Annotated in this window: 31 protein-coding genes; 1 reads left to right on the top strand and 30 read right to left on the bottom strand. The window is 37.5% G+C overall.

Features of this window, described 5'->3' with window-relative positions; genetic code table 11:
• Positions 1-71 precede the first annotated feature (71 nt).
• The 29 genes from mrdA to NTHER_RS02600 all read right to left on the bottom strand — a co-directional run bounded on the left by mrdA (position 72) and on the right by NTHER_RS02600 (position 23,094).
• A complete protein-coding gene (mrdA, locus tag NTHER_RS02735) occupies positions 72-1,943 on the bottom strand; it encodes a penicillin-binding protein 2 (RefSeq protein WP_052291933.1) in 1,872 nt (623 codons plus the stop codon).
• Between the two features lie 19 nt (positions 1,944-1,962).
• Positions 1,963-2,454, bottom strand: coding sequence for a rod shape-determining protein MreD (mreD, locus tag NTHER_RS02730; RefSeq protein WP_012447000.1), 492 nt, complete (start codon positions 2,452-2,454; stop codon positions 1,963-1,965).
• A complete protein-coding gene (mreC, locus tag NTHER_RS02725) occupies positions 2,451-3,404 on the bottom strand; it encodes a rod shape-determining protein MreC (protein ID WP_012446999.1) in 954 nt (317 codons plus the stop codon). Before mreC ends, mreD begins: the two co-directional genes overlap by 4 nt.
• A gap of 14 nt (positions 3,405-3,418) precedes the next feature.
• A complete protein-coding gene (locus NTHER_RS02720) occupies positions 3,419-4,450 on the bottom strand; it encodes a rod shape-determining protein (protein WP_012446998.1) in 1,032 nt (343 codons plus the stop codon).
• Positions 4,451-4,563: 113 nt separating this feature from the next.
• On the bottom strand, positions 4,564-5,256 hold the full coding sequence (radC, locus tag NTHER_RS02715) for a RadC family protein (protein WP_148206796.1): 693 nt from the start codon (positions 5,254-5,256) through the stop codon (positions 4,564-4,566).
• A gap of 40 nt (positions 5,257-5,296) precedes the next feature.
• Positions 5,297-5,875, bottom strand: a complete 579-nt coding sequence (locus NTHER_RS02710) for a Maf family protein (RefSeq protein WP_012446996.1) — start codon at positions 5,873-5,875, stop codon at positions 5,297-5,299.
• 19 nt (positions 5,876-5,894) lie between these two features.
• Positions 5,895-6,152: a DUF4321 domain-containing protein gene (locus tag NTHER_RS02705; protein ID WP_041367331.1), complete on the bottom strand. Its 258-nt coding sequence runs from the start codon at positions 6,150-6,152 to the stop codon at positions 5,895-5,897.
• Positions 6,153-6,188: 36 nt separating this feature from the next.
• Entirely contained in the window at positions 6,189-6,722 is a 534-nt protein-coding gene (locus NTHER_RS02700; protein WP_012446994.1) for a Gx transporter family protein, read from the bottom strand.
• A gap of 30 nt (positions 6,723-6,752) precedes the next feature.
• Complete coding sequence (locus NTHER_RS02695; protein ID WP_012446993.1) at positions 6,753-7,814, bottom strand: FAD:protein FMN transferase; 1,062 nt, start codon at positions 7,812-7,814, stop codon at positions 6,753-6,755.
• Positions 7,815-7,899: 85 nt separating this feature from the next.
• A complete protein-coding gene (locus NTHER_RS02690) occupies positions 7,900-10,146 on the bottom strand; it encodes a complex I subunit 5 family protein (RefSeq protein WP_012446992.1) in 2,247 nt (748 codons plus the stop codon).
• A 19-nt stretch (positions 10,147-10,165) separates the two neighbouring features.
• Positions 10,166-11,665, bottom strand: a complete 1,500-nt coding sequence (locus tag NTHER_RS02685; protein ID WP_012446991.1) for a complex I subunit 5 family protein — start codon at positions 11,663-11,665, stop codon at positions 10,166-10,168.
• Between the two features lie 6 nt (positions 11,666-11,671).
• Entirely contained in the window at positions 11,672-12,040 is a 369-nt protein-coding gene (locus tag NTHER_RS02680; protein ID WP_148206794.1) for a sodium:proton antiporter, read from the bottom strand.
• Positions 12,003-12,455 (bottom strand): MnhB domain-containing protein, encoded by a 453-nt coding sequence (locus tag NTHER_RS15000; RefSeq protein WP_012446989.1) that lies wholly within the window; start codon positions 12,453-12,455, stop codon positions 12,003-12,005. Before NTHER_RS15000 ends, NTHER_RS02680 begins: the two co-directional genes overlap by 38 nt.
• Before the next feature lie 4 nt (positions 12,456-12,459).
• Positions 12,460-12,741, bottom strand: coding sequence for a hydrogen gas-evolving membrane-bound hydrogenase subunit E (gene mbhE / locus NTHER_RS14995; protein ID WP_012446988.1), 282 nt, complete (start codon positions 12,739-12,741; stop codon positions 12,460-12,462).
• On the bottom strand, positions 12,738-12,983 hold the full coding sequence (locus tag NTHER_RS02670) for a Na(+)/H(+) antiporter subunit B (RefSeq protein WP_012446987.1): 246 nt from the start codon (positions 12,981-12,983) through the stop codon (positions 12,738-12,740). The genes mbhE and NTHER_RS02670 overlap by 4 nt, the downstream gene beginning before the upstream one ends.
• Positions 12,980-13,312, bottom strand: coding sequence for a monovalent cation/H(+) antiporter subunit G (gene mnhG, locus NTHER_RS02665; protein ID WP_012446986.1), 333 nt, complete (start codon positions 13,310-13,312; stop codon positions 12,980-12,982). The genes NTHER_RS02670 and mnhG overlap by 4 nt, the downstream gene beginning before the upstream one ends.
• A 13-nt stretch (positions 13,313-13,325) precedes the next feature.
• The gene (locus NTHER_RS02660; protein ID WP_012446985.1) at positions 13,326-13,589 is read right to left on the bottom strand and encodes an MrpF/PhaF family protein; all 264 of its coding nucleotides are present in this window, start codon (positions 13,587-13,589) and stop codon (positions 13,326-13,328) included.
• Positions 13,579-14,085 carry a Na+/H+ antiporter subunit E gene (locus NTHER_RS02655; RefSeq protein ID WP_012446984.1) on the bottom strand — a complete coding sequence of 169 codons (507 nt, stop codon included), beginning with the start codon at positions 14,083-14,085 and terminating at the stop codon, positions 13,579-13,581. Before NTHER_RS02655 ends, NTHER_RS02660 begins: the two co-directional genes overlap by 11 nt.
• A gap of 77 nt (positions 14,086-14,162) precedes the next feature.
• Positions 14,163-14,642 carry a cyclic pyranopterin monophosphate synthase MoaC gene (gene moaC / locus NTHER_RS02650; RefSeq protein WP_012446983.1) on the bottom strand — a complete coding sequence of 160 codons (480 nt, stop codon included), beginning with the start codon at positions 14,640-14,642 and terminating at the stop codon, positions 14,163-14,165.
• A gap of 74 nt (positions 14,643-14,716) precedes the next feature.
• Positions 14,717-15,523: an RnfABCDGE type electron transport complex subunit B gene (gene rnfB / locus NTHER_RS02645; protein ID WP_012446982.1), complete on the bottom strand. Its 807-nt coding sequence runs from the start codon at positions 15,521-15,523 to the stop codon at positions 14,717-14,719.
• A gap of 38 nt (positions 15,524-15,561) precedes the next feature.
• A complete protein-coding gene (rsxA, locus tag NTHER_RS02640) occupies positions 15,562-16,137 on the bottom strand; it encodes an electron transport complex subunit RsxA (protein ID WP_012446981.1) in 576 nt (191 codons plus the stop codon).
• A 109-nt stretch (positions 16,138-16,246) separates the two neighbouring features.
• Entirely contained in the window at positions 16,247-16,867 is a 621-nt protein-coding gene (gene rsxE, locus NTHER_RS02635; protein WP_012446980.1) for an electron transport complex subunit RsxE, read from the bottom strand.
• A 38-nt stretch (positions 16,868-16,905) separates the two neighbouring features.
• Positions 16,906-17,439 (bottom strand): RnfABCDGE type electron transport complex subunit G, encoded by a 534-nt coding sequence (locus NTHER_RS02630; protein WP_012446979.1) that lies wholly within the window; start codon positions 17,437-17,439, stop codon positions 16,906-16,908.
• Positions 17,440-18,366 (bottom strand): RnfABCDGE type electron transport complex subunit D, encoded by a 927-nt coding sequence (locus tag NTHER_RS02625; RefSeq protein ID WP_012446978.1) that lies wholly within the window; start codon positions 18,364-18,366, stop codon positions 17,440-17,442.
• Between the two features lie 34 nt (positions 18,367-18,400).
• Positions 18,401-19,723: an electron transport complex subunit RsxC gene (rsxC, locus tag NTHER_RS02620; RefSeq protein WP_012446977.1), complete on the bottom strand. Its 1,323-nt coding sequence runs from the start codon at positions 19,721-19,723 to the stop codon at positions 18,401-18,403.
• A gap of 101 nt (positions 19,724-19,824) precedes the next feature.
• The gene (gene queG / locus NTHER_RS02615) at positions 19,825-21,039 is read right to left on the bottom strand and encodes a tRNA epoxyqueuosine(34) reductase QueG (protein WP_012446976.1); all 1,215 of its coding nucleotides are present in this window, start codon (positions 21,037-21,039) and stop codon (positions 19,825-19,827) included.
• Position 21,040: 1 nt separating this feature from the next.
• The gene (gene nth / locus NTHER_RS02610; protein WP_012446975.1) at positions 21,041-21,697 is read right to left on the bottom strand and encodes an endonuclease III; all 657 of its coding nucleotides are present in this window, start codon (positions 21,695-21,697) and stop codon (positions 21,041-21,043) included.
• A gap of 34 nt (positions 21,698-21,731) precedes the next feature.
• Complete coding sequence (locus tag NTHER_RS02605; RefSeq protein ID WP_012446974.1) at positions 21,732-22,796, bottom strand: cation diffusion facilitator family transporter; 1,065 nt, start codon at positions 22,794-22,796, stop codon at positions 21,732-21,734.
• A 109-nt stretch (positions 22,797-22,905) separates the two neighbouring features.
• The gene (locus NTHER_RS02600) at positions 22,906-23,094 is read right to left on the bottom strand and encodes a ferredoxin (protein WP_012446973.1); all 189 of its coding nucleotides are present in this window, start codon (positions 23,092-23,094) and stop codon (positions 22,906-22,908) included.
• A 121-nt stretch (positions 23,095-23,215) separates the two neighbouring features.
• On the opposite strand from NTHER_RS02600, the gene NTHER_RS02595 reads away from it, so the two are divergent.
• The gene (locus NTHER_RS02595; protein ID WP_012446972.1) at positions 23,216-24,955 is read left to right on the top strand and encodes a glycosyl hydrolase family 18 protein; all 1,740 of its coding nucleotides are present in this window, start codon (positions 23,216-23,218) and stop codon (positions 24,953-24,955) included.
• A gap of 82 nt (positions 24,956-25,037) precedes the next feature.
• Here the strand turns inward: NTHER_RS02595 and NTHER_RS14990 are convergent, their stop codons facing one another.
• Positions 25,038-25,586, bottom strand: a complete 549-nt coding sequence (locus NTHER_RS14990; RefSeq protein ID WP_012446971.1) for a GNAT family N-acetyltransferase — start codon at positions 25,584-25,586, stop codon at positions 25,038-25,040.
• Positions 25,587-25,737: the final 151 nt, after the last annotated feature.

Here is a 25,737-nt window from a genome sequence, read left to right as displayed (position 1 = left end):
TATCTTTAAAATTTTCCTGCCAAGCTAATAAAAAAAGGGGCCTACAAGCCCCTTAATTTTATTTTTCAGAATTATTCATCAACATAGCCTGAGTCAGTATCCATATCTAATTCTTCAGGTTCTTCTTCATCTTCCTCCATTAAGTCAAAATAGTAATCAATTAAAGCCCTTGCAACAGGAGTAACTCTACTTGAACCGCCACCGTGTTCAATAAAAATACTAAAAGCTATTTCCGGATCTTCATAAGGAGCAAATCCTACTATCCAACCATGAGACGGCCTTCCTGCCACTTCCGCTGTCCCTGTCTTTAATCCGACATCAAATTCTAGATCATCAAACATCCAGCCAGCAGTGCCTCCAGGTTGGGCCACTTGTCGCATCCCTTCTTTTACCAAATCCCAATTTCCTTGAGAGATATCCAACTCATTAAGAGTTTCAGTGCCGGTTTTTTCTACAATTTCACCTTGAGAGTCAGTCACTTCACTAACTAGATGAGGCCGGTAGTGGATTCCTTCATTTGCTAACATAGCAGCATAATTAGCTAATTGTAAAGGAGTATAAGTATGATAACCCTGGCCCATAGCAGCTATGATGGTTTCTCCCGGATACCAAACCTGCTGTTCTGCTTCTTGAAAATGTCGCTCTTTATATTCTACCCCGGCTACTATCCCGGTATGTTCACCATCTAAATCCTCAAGACCAGTAGTCGCACCAAATCCAAAATTCCTACTCCATTCGGATAGTAGATTGATACCTAAGCGATGTCCCATTTCAGAAAAGAACACGTTAGAAGAATATTTCAAGGCATCAACTACGTCTATTCTACCAAGGGCACGATTTTGAAAGTTCCTCGGTCTTGGCGGATTCCAGTATCTACCTTCATCTAAAATTGTTTCTTCGGCTGCCAGCTCATTTTCTTCAAGGGCAGCTAAGGCTGTTACCATCTTGTAGGTTGAGCCTGGTGGATAGGTTTCAGAAATAGCTCTATTTCTGAGTGGCCGTGTGCTATCTTCTATCAAATCAGCATAATTCTCGTATAATGTATTGGGATCATACTTAGGTAAGCTGACCATCGAAAGTATTTCACCATTATCAGGATTCATAACAACAGCAGAGGCCCCTCCTAGGTGATCTTCATATTCTTCCCCTTCTTCTTCGCGGATGGTTTCAATGGCATGGTCCAAGGATTCCGACACAAATTCTTGAAGTTCAACATCGATGGTTAGGTGCAGGTTATTACCTGGAATTGGTTCTTCTTCACCCATATTATTGATCACTCGACCGAATCTATTAACTTCTACCTGGCGAAATCCAGGTTCTCCCCGCAGCTCTTCTTGGTATGTTTTTTCTAGCCCCGATTGGCCTACAATATCACCTGGCCTATAACCTTCTTCCCCCATGCCTCTATCTAACTGTGTCCTGGTGATTTCACCGGTATAACCTAACACATGACCTAATAATTTGTCCTGTGTATAGATTCTATCTGGCTGTATTTCGAGAATAACTCCTGGTAATTCCGTCCTTTTTTCTGCCAAGTGTGCTACCTGTTCATAACTCAATCCTGATTTTATTCGTATAGGTTCAAATTGACGAAATCGTTGCGAATCAATCTTATCCTTTATTTCTTGTTCTTCAATTTCCAGGTAATCACTTAAAAAATAGACCACCTTTTCTTCGTCAGCTCCACCTACATCCATAAGAGATACCGTATACCCAGGGGTGTTTTTAGCCAACAATTCGCCATCCCGACCATAAATTTCTCCTCTCGGTGGGTCAATAGTTATCCTACGCATGCGGTTTTCTTCTGAAACTTGTTCGTAATAATCCCCTTCTAATACCTGTAGATAGGCAAGGCGCGCTACCAGTATGAAACACAAAAAAATTGTAATTACAAAAAAAGCCTGTATTCTTTTAAAAATAACTTTATCTTTCTCTTCAGACATTAGCATCATCCACCTCTGTCTAATACTTAAATAAGTAGCCGCCTTTTTTAAATAAAGGTTTAATATATGAATACAAAATTATACCAATTAGGCTTTGCAGTAATATAATAGCCCAAAACTCAAGTTTAGCTATGTTGGCGAAAGTAATTCCTGTCTCATAGAACAATTCCATTAAAGCCCAATATGTTAGTTCAAAGATGATATTACTGAAAAATATAGCCAGAAACAAATTAAGCAAGTTCCCATAAATAGCCTTATAAAGTGATAGATAACCTATCAAGTATGCAGCCAGTAAGTATGAAATAGCAAAAAAACCTATTGCCCTGCCAATCATAATATCTTGAATTAATCCTACGGCCAGGCCCATTGTTCCTCCTGCAACTCGACCCATCATAACCGAATAGATCAGTACTAATAGTAAACCCAATTCTGGTAACTCTATATAAGGGCCCAAGCCTATACGAACAATATTAACCATAACAATTGCTAACAAGAAATAAAGATGTTTCATTCTTCCATCCCATCTTCCTCATTATATTCTTGTTCCCCATCTTGGTACCCATCATCTTGTTGAAGAGATTCATCCTCGGACTCCTCTAACTCTTGCAAGTCTTGGTAGTCTTCTTCGTCAATATACTTACCTCCATCTTGAATCAAGAAAACCTCTTCTAATCTAGAAAAATTTACTGATGGTTTTATTATTGCTTTATTGGTAAATCCACTCATCTCTTCTTTAAGCTCAACTACTTCTCCAATTACCAATCCCTTAGGAAATACAGGTCCAAGTCCAGAAGAAATAATTTTGTCTCCATCGGACAATTCGGCATCCTTAGGAATATTGATCATTTGTAAATCTCCTGAAACTTCATCTTTACCTTCAACAATGCCCATTTCCCGAGTGTCTTGGATTAAACCACTGACAGCACTATCAGGGTCTATCAGTAACAATACTTTGCTAGAAGATCTGCTTACAGAAATAATCTGGCCTACTAAACCGTTATCAGTGACTACTGGCATATTTAGTTCAACACCGTCTTGCCTTCCTTTATTCAACACAATAGTTCTGTTCCAGTTATCAGCGGACCGACCAATTACTTTAGCAGGTTTCAATTCGTATGCTTCTCGCTCCTCAAATCCAAGCATATCCCGTAACCGTTGGTTTTCTTGGCGAAGTTCTTCAACTTCAACTTCTAACCGTTCATATTCTGATAACTTGTCTCGAAGTTCCCTATTTTCTTCACTTAATTCTTGTAACTCTGCAATAAAAGTATAGGCAGCCTGTATCCGGCCACCTATACCGCTAACAATTCCTTGAAAGGGAGCAGTTATTTCGATCACAGCTTCTTCAACAAAAGTTAATTGTTCCCGCTCCTGCTTGGTCCAACCAATAATCGTAAGTAAAAAAATAACTATAACTACTAAACCAATTGCTCTTTGAAATTTTCTAAAGGGAGCAAACAAGGCGCTTGTCACTCCTAACTAATCTTTTTTGAGGTAATTGTTACCCTTTTTAACAAGTCAAGTTGATTTAAAGCCTTACCTGTACCAAGGGCAACGCAGTCTAAGGGGTCCTCAGCAATAACTACGGGCATTCCAGTCTCTTGAGCAACTAACTTATCCAAACCATGGAGTAAGCTACCTCCACCTGTCAGGACAATCCCCTTGTCCATTACATCAGAAGATAACTCAGGCGGAGTCTGTTCTAAAGTTAATTTTATTATTTCCAAAATATTATTTACCGGCTCTTTTAAAGCTGAAGCTATTTCTTCTGCTGTAATAGTTTGATTATGTGGAAGCCCTGAAACCAAGTCTCTTCCCCTGATTTCCATATGAGTATTCTCTTCAAGATAAGCACTTCCAATTGTCATTTTAATTTCTTCGGCTGTTCTATCTCCTATCATTAGGTTATATTTTTTCTTAACATATTGTATTAGAGCTTCATCTAGTTCATCGCCACCAAGCCTAATCGACTTGGAAGTGACTATTCCTCCCAGAGAAATTATGGCTACTTCTGTTGTGCCACCGCCAATATCTACCACCATACTTCCCGTGGGTTCTTCTACAGGAAGCCCAGCTCCTATGGCAGCAGCCATGGGTTCCTCTATTAAATGAGCTTCCCGGGCGCCCGCTTGATTGGTAGCGTCTAATACTGCTCGTTTTTCAACTTCAGTAACTCCAGATGGAACGCAAACCATCACTCTAGGTCGAAAAACAGTCATTCGCTTATAAGCCTTATTTATAAAATGTCTTAACATTGTTTGCGTCACATCAAAATCCGCAATAACTCCATCTTTCATAGGCCTTATGGCCACAATATTACCGGGTGTACGCCCGATCATATTTTTAGCTTCAGATCCGACAGCTAGAATTTCTCCGCTATTTTTTCTAATAGCAACAACAGAGGGTTCTCTCAGAACTACATCTTTGCCTTTAACATATACAAGTGTATTTGCTGTTCCCAGATCAATACCGATATCTTTTGAAAAATAATTTGCAATAAATTTCATGTTCAAGCTCCTTTCGGGAGATTAAGATAATATTTTTACGCTTTTATTAGCCCAGTTATAGCTAAATTAAATTATACCAATCTTTGTTTCAAAATAGCAATAGGTATGATATGTCATAAGTGATTTTCTCTGGAAAAACTATAAAACTTTTGATGACCAATAATAACGTGATCCATGATAGGTATTCCAAGTAAATCACCAGCTGCCACCAACCGATTTGTTAATTTGATATCATCTTGACTTGGTTCAGGATCACCACTAGGATGATTATGAACTAGTATAACGCCGCAAGCTGAAGCTCTAATCGCCCTATTAAAGACTTCACGTGGATGAACTATTGTTGCATTTAAGCTTCCTATAGATATCAAATCTATTTTTAATAGATAACTTTTGGTATTTAGCATTACTGCCAGAAAGTGTTCTCTAGTTTCGGTTTTTAACCTAAAATTCATCAGCCGAAAAATATCTTCGGGGCTTGTAATTTTGTCCATGGTCAATTGTTCTCTAGCCATACATCTGTTAGCTAATTCAAAGGCTGCTTTCAATTTAATTGATTTTGCATAACCAATCCCTGGAATTTCACATAATTCAGAGATAGTTGCCTGTAAAAGGTTAAAAATACTCACATAATTTGAAAGAATAGAATTTGCCAGGTCTAAAGCCGAGCTTTGTTTAGTGCCAGTACCTAAAATTATAGCAATCAATTCAGAATCGGAAATAGCTTCGGGCCCCAGTTTTAAAAATCTCTCCCTAGGACGATCAGCTTCTGGGAGAGATTTAATTGTCCTATATGGTGTTTTTTTCACGCCCTCACCTCTAAAATTATAGTCAACTTCCAAATTCCAACTACTTGAGTACCTGTACACCAAAGGCTTCCAGCATTTTAGCAAGCACAGACAGCGGAAGACCTACCACATTATAATAACAGCCGTAAATCTTATCTACGAATAACGATCCATAACCCTGAATACCATATGCTCCTGCTTTATCCATGGGTTCACCAGTAGCAATATAATTTTCTATTTCAAAGGCCTTTACATTCCTAAACCACACGTCAGTTATTCCTCGATCTGTTAAAATAATTTTATCACTTGCATTTACAAGAGCTACACCTGTTATTACTTTATGCTTGTTACCGCTCAAAGTAGACAACATTTCTTTAGCGTCAGTCTCAGATCTTGGTTTTTCAAGAATTCTATTGCCAAAAACCACCATTGTGTCAGCTCCAATAACCAATCCTTCTGACTGTTTATTAGCCACATCATTGGCTTTCGCCTTAGCCAATTCCACAGCTCGTTTTTCTATTGGTAGCTGATAAAATTTGTCTTCATTGATATTACTTGGACAAACGGTAAAATCCAAATTCAATTGTTGTAATAATTCCTTACGCCGAGGTGAAGCAGATGCAAGACACAAATTTGTCATCAATGGACCTCCTAGCATATTACAATCTTCTAAACAACCAAATTGCGAGCAGAAGACCTATAACTCCCGCCAAATTTAATTTTATTAATAACGAAAATTGTAAATAAATGAAATTGAGATCTAGTTCTACAGGGCTTGTAAATCCTACCTCCCTGCTTATCTGTAGTAAAGGAAAATATTGCCCAAAAAATTCCCCAATTAAATTACCCAAGATCCCTCCTACAGCAAAGATAAGCAGTAATAACAGAAAATTAGTTCCTGACGATCCTTTATGCATTGCCAATTAAATTCCTCCCTAATGGCATCTAGACCCTTATACCCTGGTAACATGTTGCAAGTTAGTATAAATAACATCAATTATCAAAGTAGAGACCAAACCTGTAAAAAGTCCCGTGGGGATAGCAAAAATCAGCAAATAGGGTAGGTATAAAAACAAAATTCCCAGTTGTTCCATAAGCAAGCTTGCCACAAATAGTTGAGCTACATTATGCGTGACTGCCCCTAATAAGCTTATACCTACCAAACTAAGAATACCTTTATTTTTTAACGGGATAGTTATCGCCATAACTGCCATACTCAGTACCGCACCTGTTAAACTAAGGTAAAAGGGAAATCCTAAAATAGTACCCCCAAGCAAGCTTCCTAAGAAGACCCTTAGAACTGCAACGAACATAGCATCCTTGGCACCATATAGCACAAGGGCTACCAGGGTTATGATGTTAGCAAGTCCCAGTTTGGCCCCAGGTAAAGGGAATGGATTAGGAATAGCTTGTTCAACTAAGTGCAATACCAAGCCAAAAGTTACCAGTAATCCTAAATATATCAGCTTCGATAAGTTTTTATTCATGGGACAACTTCCTTTACTAGAAATATAATATTATTTTAACTGTTGATCTTTGTATTGATCGGGAATTTCAATCCCATCCAAACCAGAAGTCATATGATATTCACCGTTATCATCTACTATAATAGCTTCAACGTCATCCAGTTCTTCAAAAAGTTCTAAACTTCCTTCTAAACCCAGTCCAAAAGCTCCAGTTGACAAAATATCCGCCCTAATAGCATTATCTGCCATAACTGTGGCACTAATCATACCTTCGGTTGGGTAACCGGTATAAGGATCGAGAATGTGATGATATTTAACCCCGTCCTCTTCAAAATACCGCTCATAATCCCCAGAAGTGTCCACAGCTTCTCCATTCAATTCTAAAACTGCAAAGTAATTTTGTCGATCTCTGGGGTGAGTAACACCTATCCTCCAAGGCTCGTCATCGTGTTTTGGACCAACTGTATTGATATCTCCACCTGCATCGACCAAACCAGATTCGATATCATGTTCTGCTAAAACCTCGGTGGCTCTATCTACAATATAACCCTTTGCAGCTCCACCTAAATCAAGCCTCATATCTGAGTCAGGTAAATAAATAGTGTGTTTTTCCTCATCCATTTCAATTTCATTATGATTTACAAGAGGAAGTAATTCAGAAATTTCTTCATCACTTGGTAAGTGATGTTCATCTTCTCCAAAACCCCAAAGTGTTAACAGGGGAGCAATGGTTACATCAAAATACCCGTCCATCTGTTCACCTAATTCTATTGATTCAGCAACTACTTCCCAGGTTTCTTGGGATACTTGAATAGGTTGTTCACCAGCATTGCGATTAACTTCATCTATTTCACTACCAGCTACATGTCTTGACATTTTGTTTTCTAGGCGATTGATTTCATCTTTAGCTGCATCAATTGCTTCATCGGCAATAGACTCATTCCTAGCTTCAACAATAATATCAACCCTGGTGTCCATATAGATTCCTGTATCTCTATATTCTTCTACTTCGTAGTCACAAGCCATCAATGAAGTCATCATAACTAGCAGTATTGTAAATATAGTTAACAGTTTAATTAGCTTGGCTCTAGATTGAGATTTGTTTGTATTCATATAGTAACCTCCTTAGAGATATCATAACATTAAAAACGTTTAAATTGATAAAAAATTACGGGGTTATCTTTGCCAATATTTTCAACTAAAATATTCTATGGTAAAAAATTAAGATCAGTAAAGAAATTCCTAGCATAAAAGCTATCACAAAAGAATCAAAGTTTAGATTTTTAACCGTTAATTTTGATGGATCAAAATTAATCTTACCCAAGAAACCAGTCCTGGCTTTTCTATCCCGGGTAACATACTTACTTACCTTTCCCTGTTTACTAGAAGCCTTTTCAAGTTCTGCTTCAAACTCTTTTTGGGCTAAAGTTTTATCTCCATCTTTTGAAACAGGCCAAAGAACTGTCATAGAGCTTGCTTTTTCACCTGTTGAATCATAGAATCTATCAAGCTGACGGTCTAATTGACCAGTCTTTTCTGATAACTTCATAGCGCCTTCACCACTCTTATCATACGCATCAGTTAGAGTTTTGTCCAGTTCACTTAATTTTCGACAGACCTTAACAGAGGTCCTTCCAGTAGTTTCATAAAAATCTTGCACTGAAACATCAAAGGTGGTTCCTAATTTTTCAATCCCTGACATAAGTTTTGTAATGGCATTTCGATAAACTAAGGCTTCTATACTTAACCAATAGGGCGGAGTAATTCTAGACCAGTGGAATTTTTGATCAGCAAGAGTTATTGTGCCAGCAATTAAAAATACAACAACTACCTTGGACAGATCTTTACTTGTAAACAAATCCATACCTTGTAATTGTGAAGTCACAACTTCACTTTCGTAAGGAAAGCCTGCCATAGTAGGCATAACGAACTGTTCCAAAACAAAATTCGGGAAAACACCGATAGCGATTATTAACACTACGAATACTGATACCACAACTTTAATTATAGGGGCTACAGAAAAATTGGTGTTTTGCCATTCTTGAGGTAGTTTCCCCAAAAATAACCCCCTAAACAATTTAATAAAATAGGATACTGTTAAGGCACTTGTAAATACAAAAATTTTATCAGCAATAAACATAGCCGTCCCTGGTGTTAAATACGAAACTTCAGATAATGCATGATGCAATATGGTTTTACTAGCATAACCATTGAAAAGAGGCACACCAGCTATTCCTAGTGCAGCAATGATAAAAGCAATTCCCATAAATGGCATTTGTTTGAACATACCTCTTACCCTGTCTATATCTAAGAGATGAGTCCTGATAAATATAGCACCGACTATTAAAAATAAACAAGCTTTGAAGAGCGCGTGATTTATTACATGCATAATTCCACCAGCAAATCCTATGGGACCATCTGTACCCAAGTATACAGCAGCACCTAAACCCATAATAATAAAACCGACTTGACTCACGCTACTGTAAGCTAACATTTTTTTAGCACTGGTTTGTAATAAAGCCATTAAGGCTCCCAAAACCATTGTAATAATACCGATCCAAAATAGTCCCATACCCCAATTTGTAATATATTGCTGGTACAGTTCCACCTCTTGGCTTGAAGCCGGTCCCATAACCATCAAAAATACCCGCCACAAACCATATACACCTGTTTTTATCAATAAGCCCGACAAGATTGCACTAGCAGGTGTAGGAGCTACTGGATGAGCTTTAGGCAACCATATATGCAATGGTACAATCCCGGCTTTAATTCCAAAACCGATAATAAATAATAATAACAGAACAGGAATATTAACTCCAGCTGCCACCATATCTCCTAACATAGGAGCGATTTCCAGAGTTTCCAGGTTAAAGTACATAATAAATAATCCAAATAATATAGCCAAACCGCCACCTATCCCTAAAAATAGGAATAGATTACCTGCTCTCATAGCATCTTTATCTTCTTCATGAATTACAAGGACATAACTGGTCAAACTCATCATTTCAAAAAATACAAACAGACCAAACAAGTCTCCTGTTACAAATACACCTAAAGTAGCACCAAAGGTGAACAACCAAAAAAAGTAAAACCGATTGCGATTATGTTCATGACTGATATATTCTGTTGCATATAAAGTCGCTAAAAACCAAATCAATGAAATTAGAGCCGTAAATAAGAAACCAAGTGAGTCCAATCTAAAAATCAAACCAATTTCTAAAAACCACTCTATATTATACTGAACTATTCCCTGTTGTACCAATGGATACATCACTGCTAACAGTACAAGAGGGACAGCAGAAATAATGACTGTATAGATATCTCTAAGCTTTTCTGAAACAGAACTTATTAAAATAACGCCAAAAGATCCCAATAAGGGGACAAATATAATTAATATAGGCAATATTGACGTAAATTCTGCTTGTTCTGTTACCAGATCCGTCATGGACAACGCCCCCTTTAAATTACAATTCCGGCATTAAAAATTCTACAGCAGGTTCTACCAAGCTCAAGGGAAGTGCCGGATATAATCCGATAAAAATAATCAAAAAACCACATAAAACGATGGGAAAAAACATTTGCCAGGGTAGCTTGTTACATTTTATAAAATTAATGTCTGCATCCTGCATATCTCCAAAAAAACTGTTGACAACTATCGGCAAATAATAGACACCATTTAACAAACTACTCACTAGAATAACTAGTACAAAAAAAGGCCTCCCCGCATCTAAGGCTCCTAAGGCCAAGTACCATTTACTTATAAAGCCATTAGTTCCCGGAATCCCAATCATAGCAAAGGCTCCTAAAGTGAAACATATCATGATTAAGGGATAACGCAAGCCCACACCATGCATATGAGATATCTTGCGGATACCCGAAGTATATATGATAGCCCCTGCAATTAAAAATAGCATAGATTTAATTATAGCGTGATTTAAAATGTGAAGCAATCCACCTTGAAAACTAGTAAGACTCAATAATCCTATTCCTAAAAAAACATAACTTATCTGAGCAACAGAAGAGTATGCCAACATTTTTTTAATATCTTCCTGAGCAATAGCAAACATGGAGCCCAGAATCATACCAGCAGCAGCAAACCAAAGAAGAATTTCTCCAACTGGCATTAACTCCAAAATTTCTTCAGGAAGAACAATAAAATAGAATCTTATTAAAGATACTACATAAACTTTAATAACTAATCCACTCAATACTGCACTAGAAGGGGATGGAGCAGAACCGTGAGCATCCGGCAACCATACATGCATAGGAAACAATGCACTTTTGACTCCAAATCCCACAAAGAACAGCGCCACAATGGCCATAATTACAGTCGGATATTGCTCAAAATTAACCGCCAATTCTTGAGCAATATATGTCATATTTAAATGACCAGTAATGATATATAGCAATGCAATCCCCATCAAAACCGTTGCAGAACCCAAGGCATTTAACATTAGATACTTTAAGCTTGCTTCAATGGTATCTTTATTTTCTTTAACGCATATTATGGCAACCGAAGTCAATAAAGTTATTTCTAATAATACGAATAAGTTGAAAATATCATTGGTTAGAACCATTCCTATCATAGAAGCCATTAATAACATGTATAAAGGATAATATAATGATAAAGCATTTTCCTGCAATTCATGATGTAAATCACGAGAAGCATACAATAAAGCGAGAAAACCTATCCCTGTTATAATAAGTGTCATATATACACCTAGATAATCTACATTAAACTCAATCCCCCAGGGCGGGGCCCATTCACCTACAACGTAGGTAAAGGGTCCATTACTGGAAACTTCTATTACAAGATAAATAGCTATTACCAGCATCAAAATCATGGCAGAGAGTGAAACATATTCATTTAGATTTTTTTTGATAAAATGTAATCCCGGTAATATAAATGATACGAAAATACCGATTAAAACTATAATGATTGGCAGGTGAAAATGGCCTTCCAATTAAAATCAACCCCTCATTTTGGAAATTTTGTCCGCATTCAAAGTGCCATAATATTTGTATATTTTCACAATTAAGCTAAGTAACAATGAAGTAATACTAATTGCTATGACAATACCAGTTAGTATTAATGCGTGGGGAAGAGGATTTACATATACCTCTTCATTTCCGGTGACTATAGGTGCCCGTCCACCGGCAACATATCCACCAGAAACGAACAGTAAAAAAACTGATGTTTCCATGATATTGAGCCCAATTACCTTTTTTAATAAATTAGGATGAGTCAACATGGTATAGATACCAATCAAAAATAATAGAATTGCAAACAAAAAATAGTAATTAGCGGCTATGCTTTGTAATAGACCCAATTTTACCATCCTCGCTTTCGAGAGTACTTAATAAGTAGAATAATTTCACCAAACTAAGAGCTACTTTAAAGCCATTAGCCACATTAAACCAGTTTCCATGTAATGAGATCGGTACAGGAAAGATAATTATCAAAAAGATTATCCCGATCAAAAACGTATATAAACCTGTTATAGCTTGCATCATCATGCCTTTGTGCTCAAGCATATCAGAAAATACTTTCATTTTTGAGTTTATCGTGATTCCAGGGTCTACTTCAGCCCCTTTATATGTTAATCGATACAATATTAACCCAGCTCCCAGAGTTGCTCCTCCGGAAAAACCTCCACCTGGAGAGACGTGTCCAAAAACTATTACGTATAAACCATACATTATCACAAAGGGGATCAGTGCCCTGGCAACGACTCTGAGTATAAGGTCTCTCATGGTATCACTCCTTCTTATTGCCTTCCATTACCAGCAGTACTCCGGTAATAGCCGTGTATAATACTGTGATTTCACCGAAGGTATCAAAAGCCCGGTATTCTACCAGTACTGCCGAAACAATATTACTATTTTCCGTTTCTTCAGGACCCTGTTCTAAATACCTTTCGGACACTTCATTGAAAGCCGGATTATCTTCTACACCAAATTCGGGTAGTTCAGCAACCACTAACAGCATAGAATATCCTATCATTAAGAGTAACCCGATTGTAAAGAGTTGCTTAATCAATCTTCATACCTCCTCGTTCTGCTGATAGTGACAACGAAAACCAGAGAAGTTACTCCTGCACCAATGGCAGCTTCGGTAATTGCTACATCAGGGGCATGAAGTTGTTCCCAGGTTACAGCCATTACCAGGCTGTAGGCACTAAAAATTATCACAGCACTCAATAAATCCTTAGTCCGTTCTACAGCAAGGGCACAAACAACTAAAAATGATAGCAGTAAAATATTCAGCACATGATGTATCATGAATTGCCCTCCTCTTCTGTCATATCTATATATTGAGTATCGGGATACTGGGGCATTCTAGTGTGGTAAGAAGCTCGAGCAATAATATGGGCCGCCGTGGGATGAGTTATCCAGATAAAAACTATTATAAAAACGGTCTTAAGAGTGGCAATAGTTAATGGTTGTGCCAAAATTAAGGCTAACAAAAGCAAACCAGCACCCAAAGTATCACATTTTGTAGTGGCATGCATTCTGGTATAAACATCCGGCAATCGAATCAAACCCACTACTCCGATAAAGAAAAAGAATGTTCCACTGATTAACAATAAAATTATCAATATATCTAACATTTTTACCCCTCCATCAGCAGCTACCGTGTTCTACATACTTGGCAATTCCAACTACCGTCACATAACTGATCAGTGCATAAACTAGTGCTACATCTAAGAAGAACTCTTGTTGATAAATATAAGATACCAGGGCAATGATAGTCACAACTTTGGTACTAATTATATTTATAGCCACAACACGATCAAAGCAGGCTGGTCCTACATAAGCCCTGTACAAACTCACCATGATTAAAATGGCTAGGGCTATTGCCGTATACATAAAAAAGTTACCTACCATGTTTACCTTCCTCCTCCATCTTTACCAGGTAATCTATCATATACCAATCCAACAATCCTTGAACATGGGATTTTGTCAATCCGTGAATTATAAACTCGTCCTCTTCTATCTCTACGGTTAAAGTACCAGGAGTCAGAGTGATGGAATTACCTAATATGGCTTTAGAAGTATCGGTATTTAGCTTACCTTTGAATCTTACAAAGGTCGGCGATAAGTCCATATTGATTGATAATACAATTTTGGCTACCTGAATATTGGCAATTATTATTTCATAGATTAAACTACCAATATATATTATCAATCTGCCAATATTCCGAAATATTAAAGGGAAGCGATATTCCACAGTCAACAGATGTTCACTGAATAAGTACACAATTCCAATACTGGCAATAGAGCCTACTACTATCCCAAAGGAACTGAGCTCACTGACCATAATTAACCAAAACACTAACAGTAAGCAAGCAGTACCCAGATAAGTATAATCTCGTCCCTTCATAAAGGAAAACCCCTTTGAATTATATTATTGTCACTAATAGTTTACTCCTTTGTCCAAAAAAACACAACAGGGGATTTTTACTCATTTTCTATTTCACCACTTTGACCACCAGATTTTTTGGCCAATCGTATATGCTCTATCTTCATAGTTTTATCAATAGATTTGCACATATCATAAATGGTTAAAGCAGCCAAACTAACCCCTGTCAAAGCTTCCATTTCGACTCCAGTTTTCCCTGTAGTTTTAACAATCACTTCAATATCTATTTTACAATTTTCTTCATCAAAATTAAAGTTTACTTCAATTCCAGTTAACATCAAAGGATGGCACATGGGAATAAGATCTCCCGTTCTTTTAGTCCCCATTATAGCTGCCACACGAGCCACTCCTAGTACATCACCTTTTTCCATTTCGTTAGTTTTAACTTTTTGTAGTGTATTAGCTTTCATGTAGATAGATCCACGAGCAACTGCCCTACGACTTGTATCAGGTTTTTGATTAATTTCTACCATTCTAGCCTTTCCTTGATTATCTAAATGGGTAAATTCATCAACCATGAATTTAACACCTCCCAATAACAAAAGCAGTGCGAAAGGGGTAACCCCAATCGCACTGTCCCTTGTACTTAATATTATGCCTTTGTAGTATATTCTAGATCACTAGTTATACAATCTCTAGGGCATTTTTCCTTACATTTTCCACAGTTAACGCATTCGTGGCTGTCTATATAGGCCAGGTTATTTTCAATAGTAATAGCATCAACAGGACAAACCTTGGCACAAACACCACATCCGATACAACCAACTTCACAAACCTGTCTAACTGTTTTCCCCTTGTCACATGAATTACATCTAACATGGTGTTTAGTATTTGCATTAATCATTTTAATGACATCTTTGGGGCAAGTATTAGCACACTTATTACATCCTGTACATTTTTCTGGATCAATATGAGGTATCCCATTATCTTGCATTTCAATGGCATCAAAAGGACAGATGTGTTCACAAGTACCTAAACCTAAGCAACCATAATCGCAAGCTTTAAATCCGTTAGCATACATCATAGCTGCTCTGCAGTCCTGAACACCATCGTAATCAAATTGTTCCTTACAATGTTCACTTCCACCAAGGCATGCCACTTCGGCTACATATCTTTCCTCAGATTCCTCATGGCTAACTCCTAAAATGTCCGCAATAGTCTGGGCTGTATTTTCTCCGCCTGGAGTACACCCGTCAATAGGAGCTTCTCCATTAGCTACAGCTTCTGCAAAAGCGCCGCAACCGGGATAACCACAAGCCCCACAATTAGCGCCAGGTAAGCTCTCATCAATGGCTTCCACTTTTGGATCTACCTCTACTGCGAATTTTTGGGAAGCATAAGCTAGCACCAGGCCAAAAAACAGCCCTAATCCTCCTAGACTCAGTACTGCTGCATACAATTATTTCACCTCCCAAGTTCAACCTCTACCTCTATTCATTATATTACACCAAGAAAACCAGTAAAAGCAATGGAAAGAATTCCTGCTATAATAAATGCCACTGAAGCACCTTGAAATAAATTGGGCATTTTAGCGAATTCCAACTGTTCTCTAATACCTGCCATAACTACCAGGGCTACAGTAAAGCCTATGCCAGCTCCAACGCCATGAATTGTAGATTCTAGTAAGTTGTAACCTTCTAAAATGTTTTGCAAAGCTAGGCCTAAAATAGCACAGTTGGTAGTTATTAAAGGCAAATAGATCCCAAGTGCTTTATATAAATTAGGACTTACCTTTTCAAGTAACATCTCAATAAACTGTACTAGGGAAGCAATTACTAGAATATATGCAACATATTCTAGATACTCAGCTTCAAAGGGCACCAAAATCATTTCATGGATTAACCAGGTAATAATTGAAGCCAAGGTCATAATAAAAGTTACGGCTAAGCCCATTCCCACTGCTGTTTCTACTTTTTTGGAAACTCCTAAAAAAGGACATATTCCCAAAAACTGAATCAATACTATATTATTGACAAAAATGGCGCCAATAAATATCGCCAATAATTCTTCCATTATTAAGCCCCCTTTCCACTCTAGTTACTACCAACTCAGTAATCACTTACTCTCCCTGTATTACTATATCGACTTACAAGGTACTTTAAGTAATAGCAGCCGTTTCTTATTAATCATACTGCAAACGCTTGTAGACTATATTCATTAGGGCTAGAAGGATACCTAGGGCAAAGAATGCACCAGCTGGTTGGATGAAAATCAAGGCTGGCTGAAATTCTAATCCAAAAGCCCCGAATAGTTCATGGAGTACAGGCCAACCAAACAAGCTACCTTTACCGAATAGCTCTCTAACTACTCCTAGGGACAGTAACCCCAAGGTAAAGCCAATACCCATACCCAAAGCGTCTCCAATGGCTGAAGTTACTTTTTCTTTGGAGGCAAAGGCCTCAGCTCGTCCCAAGATTAAGCAGTTGGTGACAATTAATGGAATAAATATTCCCAAAGCAGCGTGAAGATCCGGTGTGAAAGCTTCTAAGAACATGTCTACTATAGTAACAAAGGTTGCTATAATGACTATATATGAAGGAATTCTTATTTTTTTGGGAATAAGATTTTTAACTAAAGAAATCACTATATTGGCAGCAAGCAAAACAGCCATTGTAGCGGCACCTAAACCCAAGCTATTCATAGCAGTTTGTGTAACAGCCAAGGCTGGGCACAGTCCTAAAAGTTGCCTATACAAACCATTTTCTTTTAGTAAACCTTGCGTAAAAGCTTCACTAAATTTCAATAAAGTCACCCCCGTTTCCTGCATTTAGTCAGTTTTCATTAGTTTCCTAAATAATCTTCAACTATATTGTCAAGGGCCAATTCGACACCTTCTATTACAGCTTCACTGCTCACTGTAGCACCTGAGATTATATCTACTTTTTCCTCTCCCATGATATCTTGTGAGGCAGATAAACCGATAAATTGTTGTAACCACTCGGGTTCCTCTATTTCACTACCAAGTCCAGGTGTTTCAGCATGAGATAATATATCAACACCACTAACGGTACCTTCTGCATCGGCAGCAACCATCATTTCAATTCTTCCTCCGTATCCTCCTGGATCAACTACAGTAGCTACTCCGCTCACTTCACCCTCTGTTTTCACTACATAATATTCTTGTTCATCAATCTCGTCGATGATAAATTCTTCTGCTTCAGGAAAGAATTCAAACATGGAGTTTTCCAGTTGCTCCATTCGCCTTTCCTGGATGATGGGATCAGTATAAGAATTGGAAAAACCTAGCAAGGTGGCTGAGAGCGCAGCAACCACCATTAAAACTCCACCTAATTTTAACAGATCATTAAGTTTCATTTAGTTGGACACCTCCCCATAAATTTTGGGCCTGGTATACTTGTTAATAAATGGCACTAGGGCATTCATCAGCAAGATTGCATATGTCACTCCTTCAGGTGCAGATCCGAACATCCTGAACAATGCTGTGAAGAGGCCACAACCGAAACCAAATATCAATTTACCAGTCTTAGTATAAGGTGAGGTTACCATACAAGTAGCCATATAAACCGCAGCAAAAAAAGCACTGCCGCTAAATAAATGATACATAATATCCTGGCCAGTTACTAAGGCCATTACAGCTACAGCACCCATATATGCTGCCGGTATTCTAATATCAATATGACCTTTTACCAGCAGGAATACAGCACCTAGTAAAATTGCTAATATTGATGTCTCACCAATAGAACCCCCAGTGGTTCCTACAAACAAATCAGACAAGGATACCGCATCGGAATCCACTACTAGTGGAGTAGCCGCTGTTGCTGAATCAAAATCAACGGCTTGGAATGGCTCTGTCCAATGTGTTAAGTAACTGGGCCATGCTAGCACAACAAAAGCTCGCCCTACAAGTGCTGGATTGAAAATATTGTAGCCTAATCCACCAAATACATGTTTTCCTACAGAGATAGCTATAAACGCTCCAATGGCTACTACCCACCACGGAGTTCCAGGCGGCAAGCTCAATCCATAAATAACCCCTGTTACGGCGGCACTCCAATCGCCTTTAATTTTAGAAAGACTTACAGATTTATGAACCATAACTGCTTCGCTCACCATGCAAACCACCGTAGCCACAACTACCATCCAAATTGAATATAAACTAAATAACCAGGCACTGACTATTAATGGTGGAATCAGAGCAATCAAAACATCTCTCATTATACTGTCTACTGATTCAGGTGTTCGCAAGTGTGGTGAAGAAGATACTACTAATTTATTCGCCATTCTAACTACCCTCCAATCTCTTCTTAATTAGAATTTACTTGTTTTGCCGTTTTGCCATTATTTCGCCTTTAGCCACCCTGATATAATGTACTAGGGGACGTCGAGCAGGGCAGATATAGGTACAACAACCACATTCAATACAGTCGAGAGCATTAAAATCCTCTGCTTTGTCTGGGCGTTCATGCTCCATAAAAGTCCCTAGTAAATTGGGCAATAAAGAAATCGGACAACTGTCAACACAACGGCCACAGTTTATACATGGTCTTTCTTCAAAAATCTGTACCTCTTGATCAGTTAGAAGTAAGACACCGGATGTTCCTTTAATCACTGGAAAATCAGCATTTGGCTGACTAATTCCCATCATAGGGCCACCCATAATGATTTTTCTCGTTTGATCCCCCATTCCACCTAGCTGTTCAATCAAATCTGAAGCCAGGGTTCCAAGTCTAACCATAAAGTTACCCGATTGTTCGATTCCAGGACCAGAAATAGTTACAACTCTCTCCAAAATTGGTTTATTAGTCCTTAAAGCATCAGCCACAGCTAAAGCAGTGCCGGTATTATTTACAACACAACCTACATCCATGGGGAGTCCGCCTGAGGGAACCTCTCTATCTAAGGCTGCTTTGATCAGCTGTTTTTCCGCTCCCTGAGGATATTTAGTTTCAAAAGTCATCACTTCTAAAGAGTCATCATCAGTTACCAAGGAATTCATAGCCTCAACAGCATCAGGTTTATTATCTTCAATGGCAATTATGCCTCTGTCACAGTTGACGGCTTTCATAATAGCCCGCAACCCAAATATAATTTTTTCTGCTTGCTCAACCATGAGCCTGTGGTCTGATGTTAAAAAAGGTTCACATTCAGCACCATTAATCAACACCGTATCAATAGGCTTGTCCTCAGGAGGAGAAATTTTAACATGAGTTGGAAATGTAGCACCTCCTAAGCCGACGATTCCGGCTTCTTTGACTACATTTTTAATTTCTTCAGCTGAGAAGCTATCCAAATTAACTGTTTGTTCTTCATCCTGATAATCCGGTTCATCCTGCCCATCAGATTCAATTACTACAGTTTGAGATGTGTTACCTAAAGGATGATTATACTGAACAATGTCCACAACTTCACCAGATATGCTGGCATGGACTGGAGCTGATACAAATTTATCACTTTCTCCAATCTTTTGACCTGTTTTTACATAATCCCCAACTTCCACAGTTGGAGTGCAGGGGGCACCAATATGCTGCTCCATAGGTATATAAACTTTTTTGGGAAGTTCCAAGGATTCTATAGGCTTGTCCTTAGTATCTTTAAAATGACCAGGAGAAATGCCACCTGGAAAAGTTTGATTAGCCATCACTTACCCTCCCTTGTTAAAGATTTCTCGATTTAGATAAAAAATATAACAAACTCATCACAATAAAGTATTTTATCATAAGCTATATTTTAATAAAAGACTTATTTCGACAAATTTAACAGTGAAGACTTCAGTTCATCAATTACTAGCGGGTCTGATTCTTTCAAATATTGCTGCTCCAATTTGTGATATATCCAACTCTTTTTATGAATAGGCAATTGGGTACTAATTTGTTCCAGAGACCAGGGTACATGCGCCCTGATAATAGGACTTGGATTAGCTAATGTTTCTAGTATAAGTGGTAATCCCTTGGGATCTTTTAAATTTCCCAAAGCAATAACAGCATTTCTCTTAAGAACTTGTTTGCCGCGCCAAAAGACTGCATTATCCTTATACTTTTTTCTAAATGTTTGATTGCTTAAATTTAAAATTTTAGTTATTTGAGGATACAGATCTTCTATTGTCAGGTGTTGTTCATCCCATTTTGGCAAAGAAAAGGTTTTTACGCAATCATTATTAGTGGAACCAAAATTATTACTTGAATTTTCAGGGCAAACATTCTGACACTCATCACAGCCATATAAATAATCTTTAATAATAGGACGTTTCTTGCGAGGAATTATTCCTTTGACCACTGTTAGGTAAGCTGCGCAATTTTCTAGTTGTATTTTACTCTCATGATTAGAGTCTTCCAGGGCTTTCCCAGGACATACTGTAATACATTCATCACAAGATTTACAAGTAGAAAAAATCTCATCGACAGGTTGTTCATTAGTAGGTAACATTGTATCAGTTAAAATTCCACCAATTACCACAAAGGAGCCATAAGTTGGATTAATTAAACAACCATGTCTGCCTGGGTAACCTAATCCAGCTCTAAAGGCAAGTTCTCGCTCAGCAAAAGGGCTGGTGTCAATAAATGTTTCATAAGTCTCCGAGATGATATCCTCATTTACCAAATCACTAGCTAAATCTTGCAAAGCTTTCTTAACTACTAAGTGATAGTCTCTTCCCCAGGAAATTTTCGAAAATCTACCTCGTAACACGCCATCATCTGGCTTTGGGGGATGATTCCCATTAGACCCGCCGTAAGGATATAGGACTAAAATGACAGTTTTTACCCAATTTGCGTATTTAGAAGGATTTACTCTAGTAGCTAAATTTTGTGATTTATTGATAAATGGCATCAGATGCCCTCGAGCTTGAGCTTGCTCCTGTCTTGATTTCCCTTCTTTATACTCATCAGGAGAAATGACTCCAGTAGAAACAAAGCCATTATTTAAAGCCATTTGTCGCAGTTTGCTTAAGCTGTTCATATTATCTCCCCGTACTGTTTGGATATTGATAGTTATCATGATAGTACTTACAATGTTCTATAATACTGCAATTTTCACATTGAGGCTTCCTGGCCTTACATACTGCTCGTCCGTGGTATATTAATAAATGATGTCCTACATTCCAGTCATCTCTATCAAATACTGACATAAGGTCTTGTTCCACTCCGCGGGGGTCCTCTTTATCAGTCAATCCCAATCTTTTGGACACCCGTAAAACATGAGTATCTACCGCAAAGGCAGGAATGTTAAAAGCATTAGCCAAAACTACATTAGCCGTTTTTCTACCTACTCCCGGTAGTTTTTCCAATTCTTCTCTCTTAGCAGGAACTTCTCCTTCATATTCATCTACTAAAATTTCACATGTTTCCAGGATGTTTTTACTTTTGTTTTTATATAAGCCAGCCCCTTTTATTATTTGTATTAGTCGTGGGCGGCCAAGTTTTAAAATATCTTGAGGAGTATTAGCTAATTCAAATAGTTCTTTAGTAATTTCATTAACCCTAATATCAGTACACTGAGCCGATAAGATTGTTGCAATTAACAACTCAAAAGGTGAGTTAAACTTTAAGGCAGTTCTCGCACTAGGGTAATTAGCTTTCAACTTAGATAATATTTGTTCAGCCTCTTTTTTCTCCATAAATACATCATCCTTTAACACATCATCCTTATTTTCAAGATGTTCTCTCCTTAGCCTCACTGCAAATAGCTTCATGGCAGTCACTACATTGAGGAACATCATCTTTGCAAGGATTTACATGAATTAAAACATCTCTAATTTGTGGTATTTCATGGATAATCTTGTGTTTAGCAGTTCCTGCATAATGGTGTCCCTGGGCCACAGTTTTATTTCTATCAACACACACTTTAATATCAACAAATACGTCGGTACCATGATATCTAGCCTTTATATCATGTACATTTTCTATCCCCTCAGTTTCATTTACGATTCTTTCAATTTCCGAAATCACTTGTGTTGTAGGGGCTGTATCAATTAATTCTTTAATTGATGTTAAATATATTTCTATACCTACTTTAAGTATTAAAACAGATACTATCAAAGCTCCTAAAGGGTCTAAAGCGGGAAAACCTAGACGAGCCCCTGCAACCCCGATCAAGGCTGCAACTGAAGTGATAGCATCAGAACGATTGTGCCATGCGTCAGCCTTTAAAGCACTACTTTGATAGCGTTCACCCATTGTAATATTGTAACGATAAAGTAATTCTTTCACTATTATTGAAACAAAAGCTCCTATCAATGCCCCTGTTCCAGGCAAAGTAGCCGGTTGAAAAAACATATTGATGGCATTATGTCCAAGTAGCAAAGCTGTTACAATTAACACCAGAGCAACTACTTTAGAAGCCACTGATTCAAGTTTACCATGACCGTAATGGTGAGAGTTGTCCGCGGGTTTATTGGCAAATTTTATACCCAAAAAAACTATTCCACTAGATAGGATATCGCTGATGGAGTGAAATGCATCGGCCAACAAAGCAGCACTATTAAAGAAAATGCCAAATATGGCTTTGAAAATTGCTAAAGCACCGTTAACTGTAATAGTTACCAAGGAAACTTTTTGAGTTGATGAACTATTAATTTTGTTGCTTCCCATAAAATCGCCCCTCAAACTTCTAACTAGCAATTTAAACATCTTACTAGCAATTTTGCAAGAAAAGTCTTCTATTTTTCCGGGATATTCTCCTGTAATAATACTAGAATATGAATGATAAAGCAACAATGATACTAGCCCACCAAATACAATTTCACCAATATAAGAGAGGCTGTTCCAAAACTATTGAGAACAGCCTCTCTATAAGGTATCCAAAACGATATAACTTTAAAGTTAGTTATAATTCTTTAATAGCATCGGTAGGACATCCTTCTACCGCCTGTTTAGCTTCTGTTTGGCTATTTTCAGGTACTTCTTTTGCTTTTTCCTCAGCCTTTCCATCATCATTCCATTCAAAAACCTCAGGACACTCATCTACACAGAGACCACAACTTATACATAGATCTTGATCAACTTCAACTCTCAAAATATGTTCCCCCTTTTCATGTTCTTAATAATTAATCAAGTAACTCGTTTCTAAGGTTCTCAAAGTTACCATTTTTTATGCTATAATTATGACAAATATTAAAGAAAGGAAGTCAAAAATAATGGAAGTTCAAAAAAAGACTGTTTTAAAATTTAATATTCCAACTTTAATTTTAGGATTGATTATTTTCATTTTAATCTTGGCTAGTTTACTTACTTATCTCTACCTCACACCTAGTCGCCAAAAGGTAGAACCCTATCCGGACTCAGAACAAACACGACTCATTTACGAAGACCAAGATTTAGGAACTGAAAATACTGCTTTAGTAGAAGATGAAGTTTATTTGTCAAAAAGTTTTATTGAGAAGTCATTAGACCCCTACATATATTACGATGATCAGGGTGACTACATAACAATAACTACCAAAAATAAATTTTTCCAAATGCAAACAGATAATTTAACTGCTGCAGTGAATGATGAAGAAAGAGAATTACAGTTCTCTCCAAAACTTATCCAAGGTGAGCCTTTTCTTCCCTCGGATATTTTGGAAGAACTCTACCCTATCACTGTCCAACATAATCAAGATGATAATTTAGTCTTAATAGATAATTTAGAAAAACAGGTACTTAAAGGATATGCCAAAGAAAACGAAACAAGGGTTAGAGAAGAACCAAGTATTCGAACTGGAATCATAGAAAGTTTGGACAAGCAATCTAAGATAACCATATATCATCAAAGTGGAGATTGGTTTTTTATACGGACCGAAAAGGGTTATTTAGGTTATGTTCAAAGTAGTGATATAACTTTAGATGAACTTTCAATTAGAGAAAAACATATTGAAGACGATGATGTTGATCCCCCTAGCCGTCCCTTCGGGGAACCCATTAATTTGACCTGGGAACATGTAATCAGTGAAAATCCAAATCCCAATGATCTCCCTGATTTACCAGGGGTGAATGTGATCAGTCCCACCTGGTTTCACTTGCAAGATCCGGAAGGTAATATTGTCAACCAAGCAGATAAATCTTACGTAAATTGGGCCCATGATAATGATATGCAAGTATGGGGGTTGTTCTCCAATAACTTTGATCCAGATCTAACTTCTGAGTTTTTAGAAGACCCTGAGGCAAGAAGGAATGCAATTGAACAAATTTTGCTTTATTCTGATATATATAATTTAGACGGTATCAACTTAGACTTTGAAAATATTCATATCGATGATAGAGATGCCTATACTCAGTTTGTCAGAGAAATTTCGCCTTTTTTAAGGGAACAGGGGTTAGTGGTTTCAATTGATGTGACCTTTATATCTCAAAGCGAAAATTGGTCTTTAAGTTACGATAGACATGCTTTTAGCAAGACCGTAGACTATATTATGGTTATGGCATATGATGAACATTGGGGGGATAGCCCGGTAGCAGGTTCAGTATCAAGTCTTCCCTGGGTAGAAGAGAATTTAGAAGAAATTTTATCGGTGGTTCCCAATGATCAACTTATCTTAGGTATCCCTTTTTATACTAGATTATGGGAAGAAGAAAAGAACGATGATGGCTCAATTTCAGTGTCTTCATCTGCCTATGGTATGGAACAGATCAAAAACATATTAGAAAACAATGATGCAGATATCACCTTTGATGACGATACTAAGCAATATTACGCTGAATATGAAGATAACGACACACGATACAGGACCTGGCTTGAAACTGAAGAGTCAATTAAAAAAAGGTTAAATTTAGTTCATGAATATAACTTGGCAGGTGTTGCCTCTTGGAGAAGAGGATTTGAAAAAGAGGAAATCTGGGAGGTAATTAAAAACAAGATGGGAATCCCTAAGGATCCGGGATCTAAAATAACTGATTGATAAAAGAAAGCAGGGTATATACCCTGCTTTCTTTTATGTGTATAAATGTATAAATCGTATTAGTTATTAGTTCAATTTCTATTTATGGTGACAATCTAGCAAATTTAGTTTTATGAATGCTCATAATCTTCCAGGTTAACTCGGGATATTCCGAATCCATCATCTTCCCTGTTTCTATAAAGCCACATTTTTCATATAATCTAATAGCTCTTTGATTAAAAGATGCCACTTTTAACCAGGCTTCTTCTAGACCTTTTTCGAAAAATAAATAAGCTAATAACTCGCCAATAGCAACTTGCCCTATTTCTTTGCCCCAATGATCGCGCCCTAGTCTAATAGCTATTTCAGTGCGCCGCTTTTTCCATTCAACTTGTCTATACCTGATATAACCTACAGGAATTTCTTTAAAAAAATCATCCCACATAACAATGGTAAACCAACCAGGTACATAACGTGTTTTAACCTGTTTCTTGAAGTCAGCAACAGCTTTACTGGAAGGTTTACTATTTTGCCTACCTAAGTCTAAATAATTTGACAAAGGTTCTTGCCACCACTTTTGATAATAAACAAGGTCGGCCATTTTTGGGGGTCTTAAATAAACTTTACCTAGGGATTGACATGAAACTGCCATGCTGACCTCATCACCCCTTTCTGAACCACGTTAATATCCTACAAAGTATTTTTATCTGCAAAATTCGTCTACAGTCAACTTATATTTCGAGGTTTTTTTAATTTTTCCTTCTCATTTATTAATTTTTCGACAAAATGAGCAGCCAGGCCTA

This window comes from Natranaerobius thermophilus JW/NM-WN-LF, from assembly GCF_000020005.1.
Classification (GTDB): Bacteria; Bacillota; Natranaerobiia; order Natranaerobiales; family Natranaerobiaceae; genus Natranaerobius; species Natranaerobius thermophilus.
This window is presented reverse-complemented; position numbering and strand designations above follow the sequence as displayed.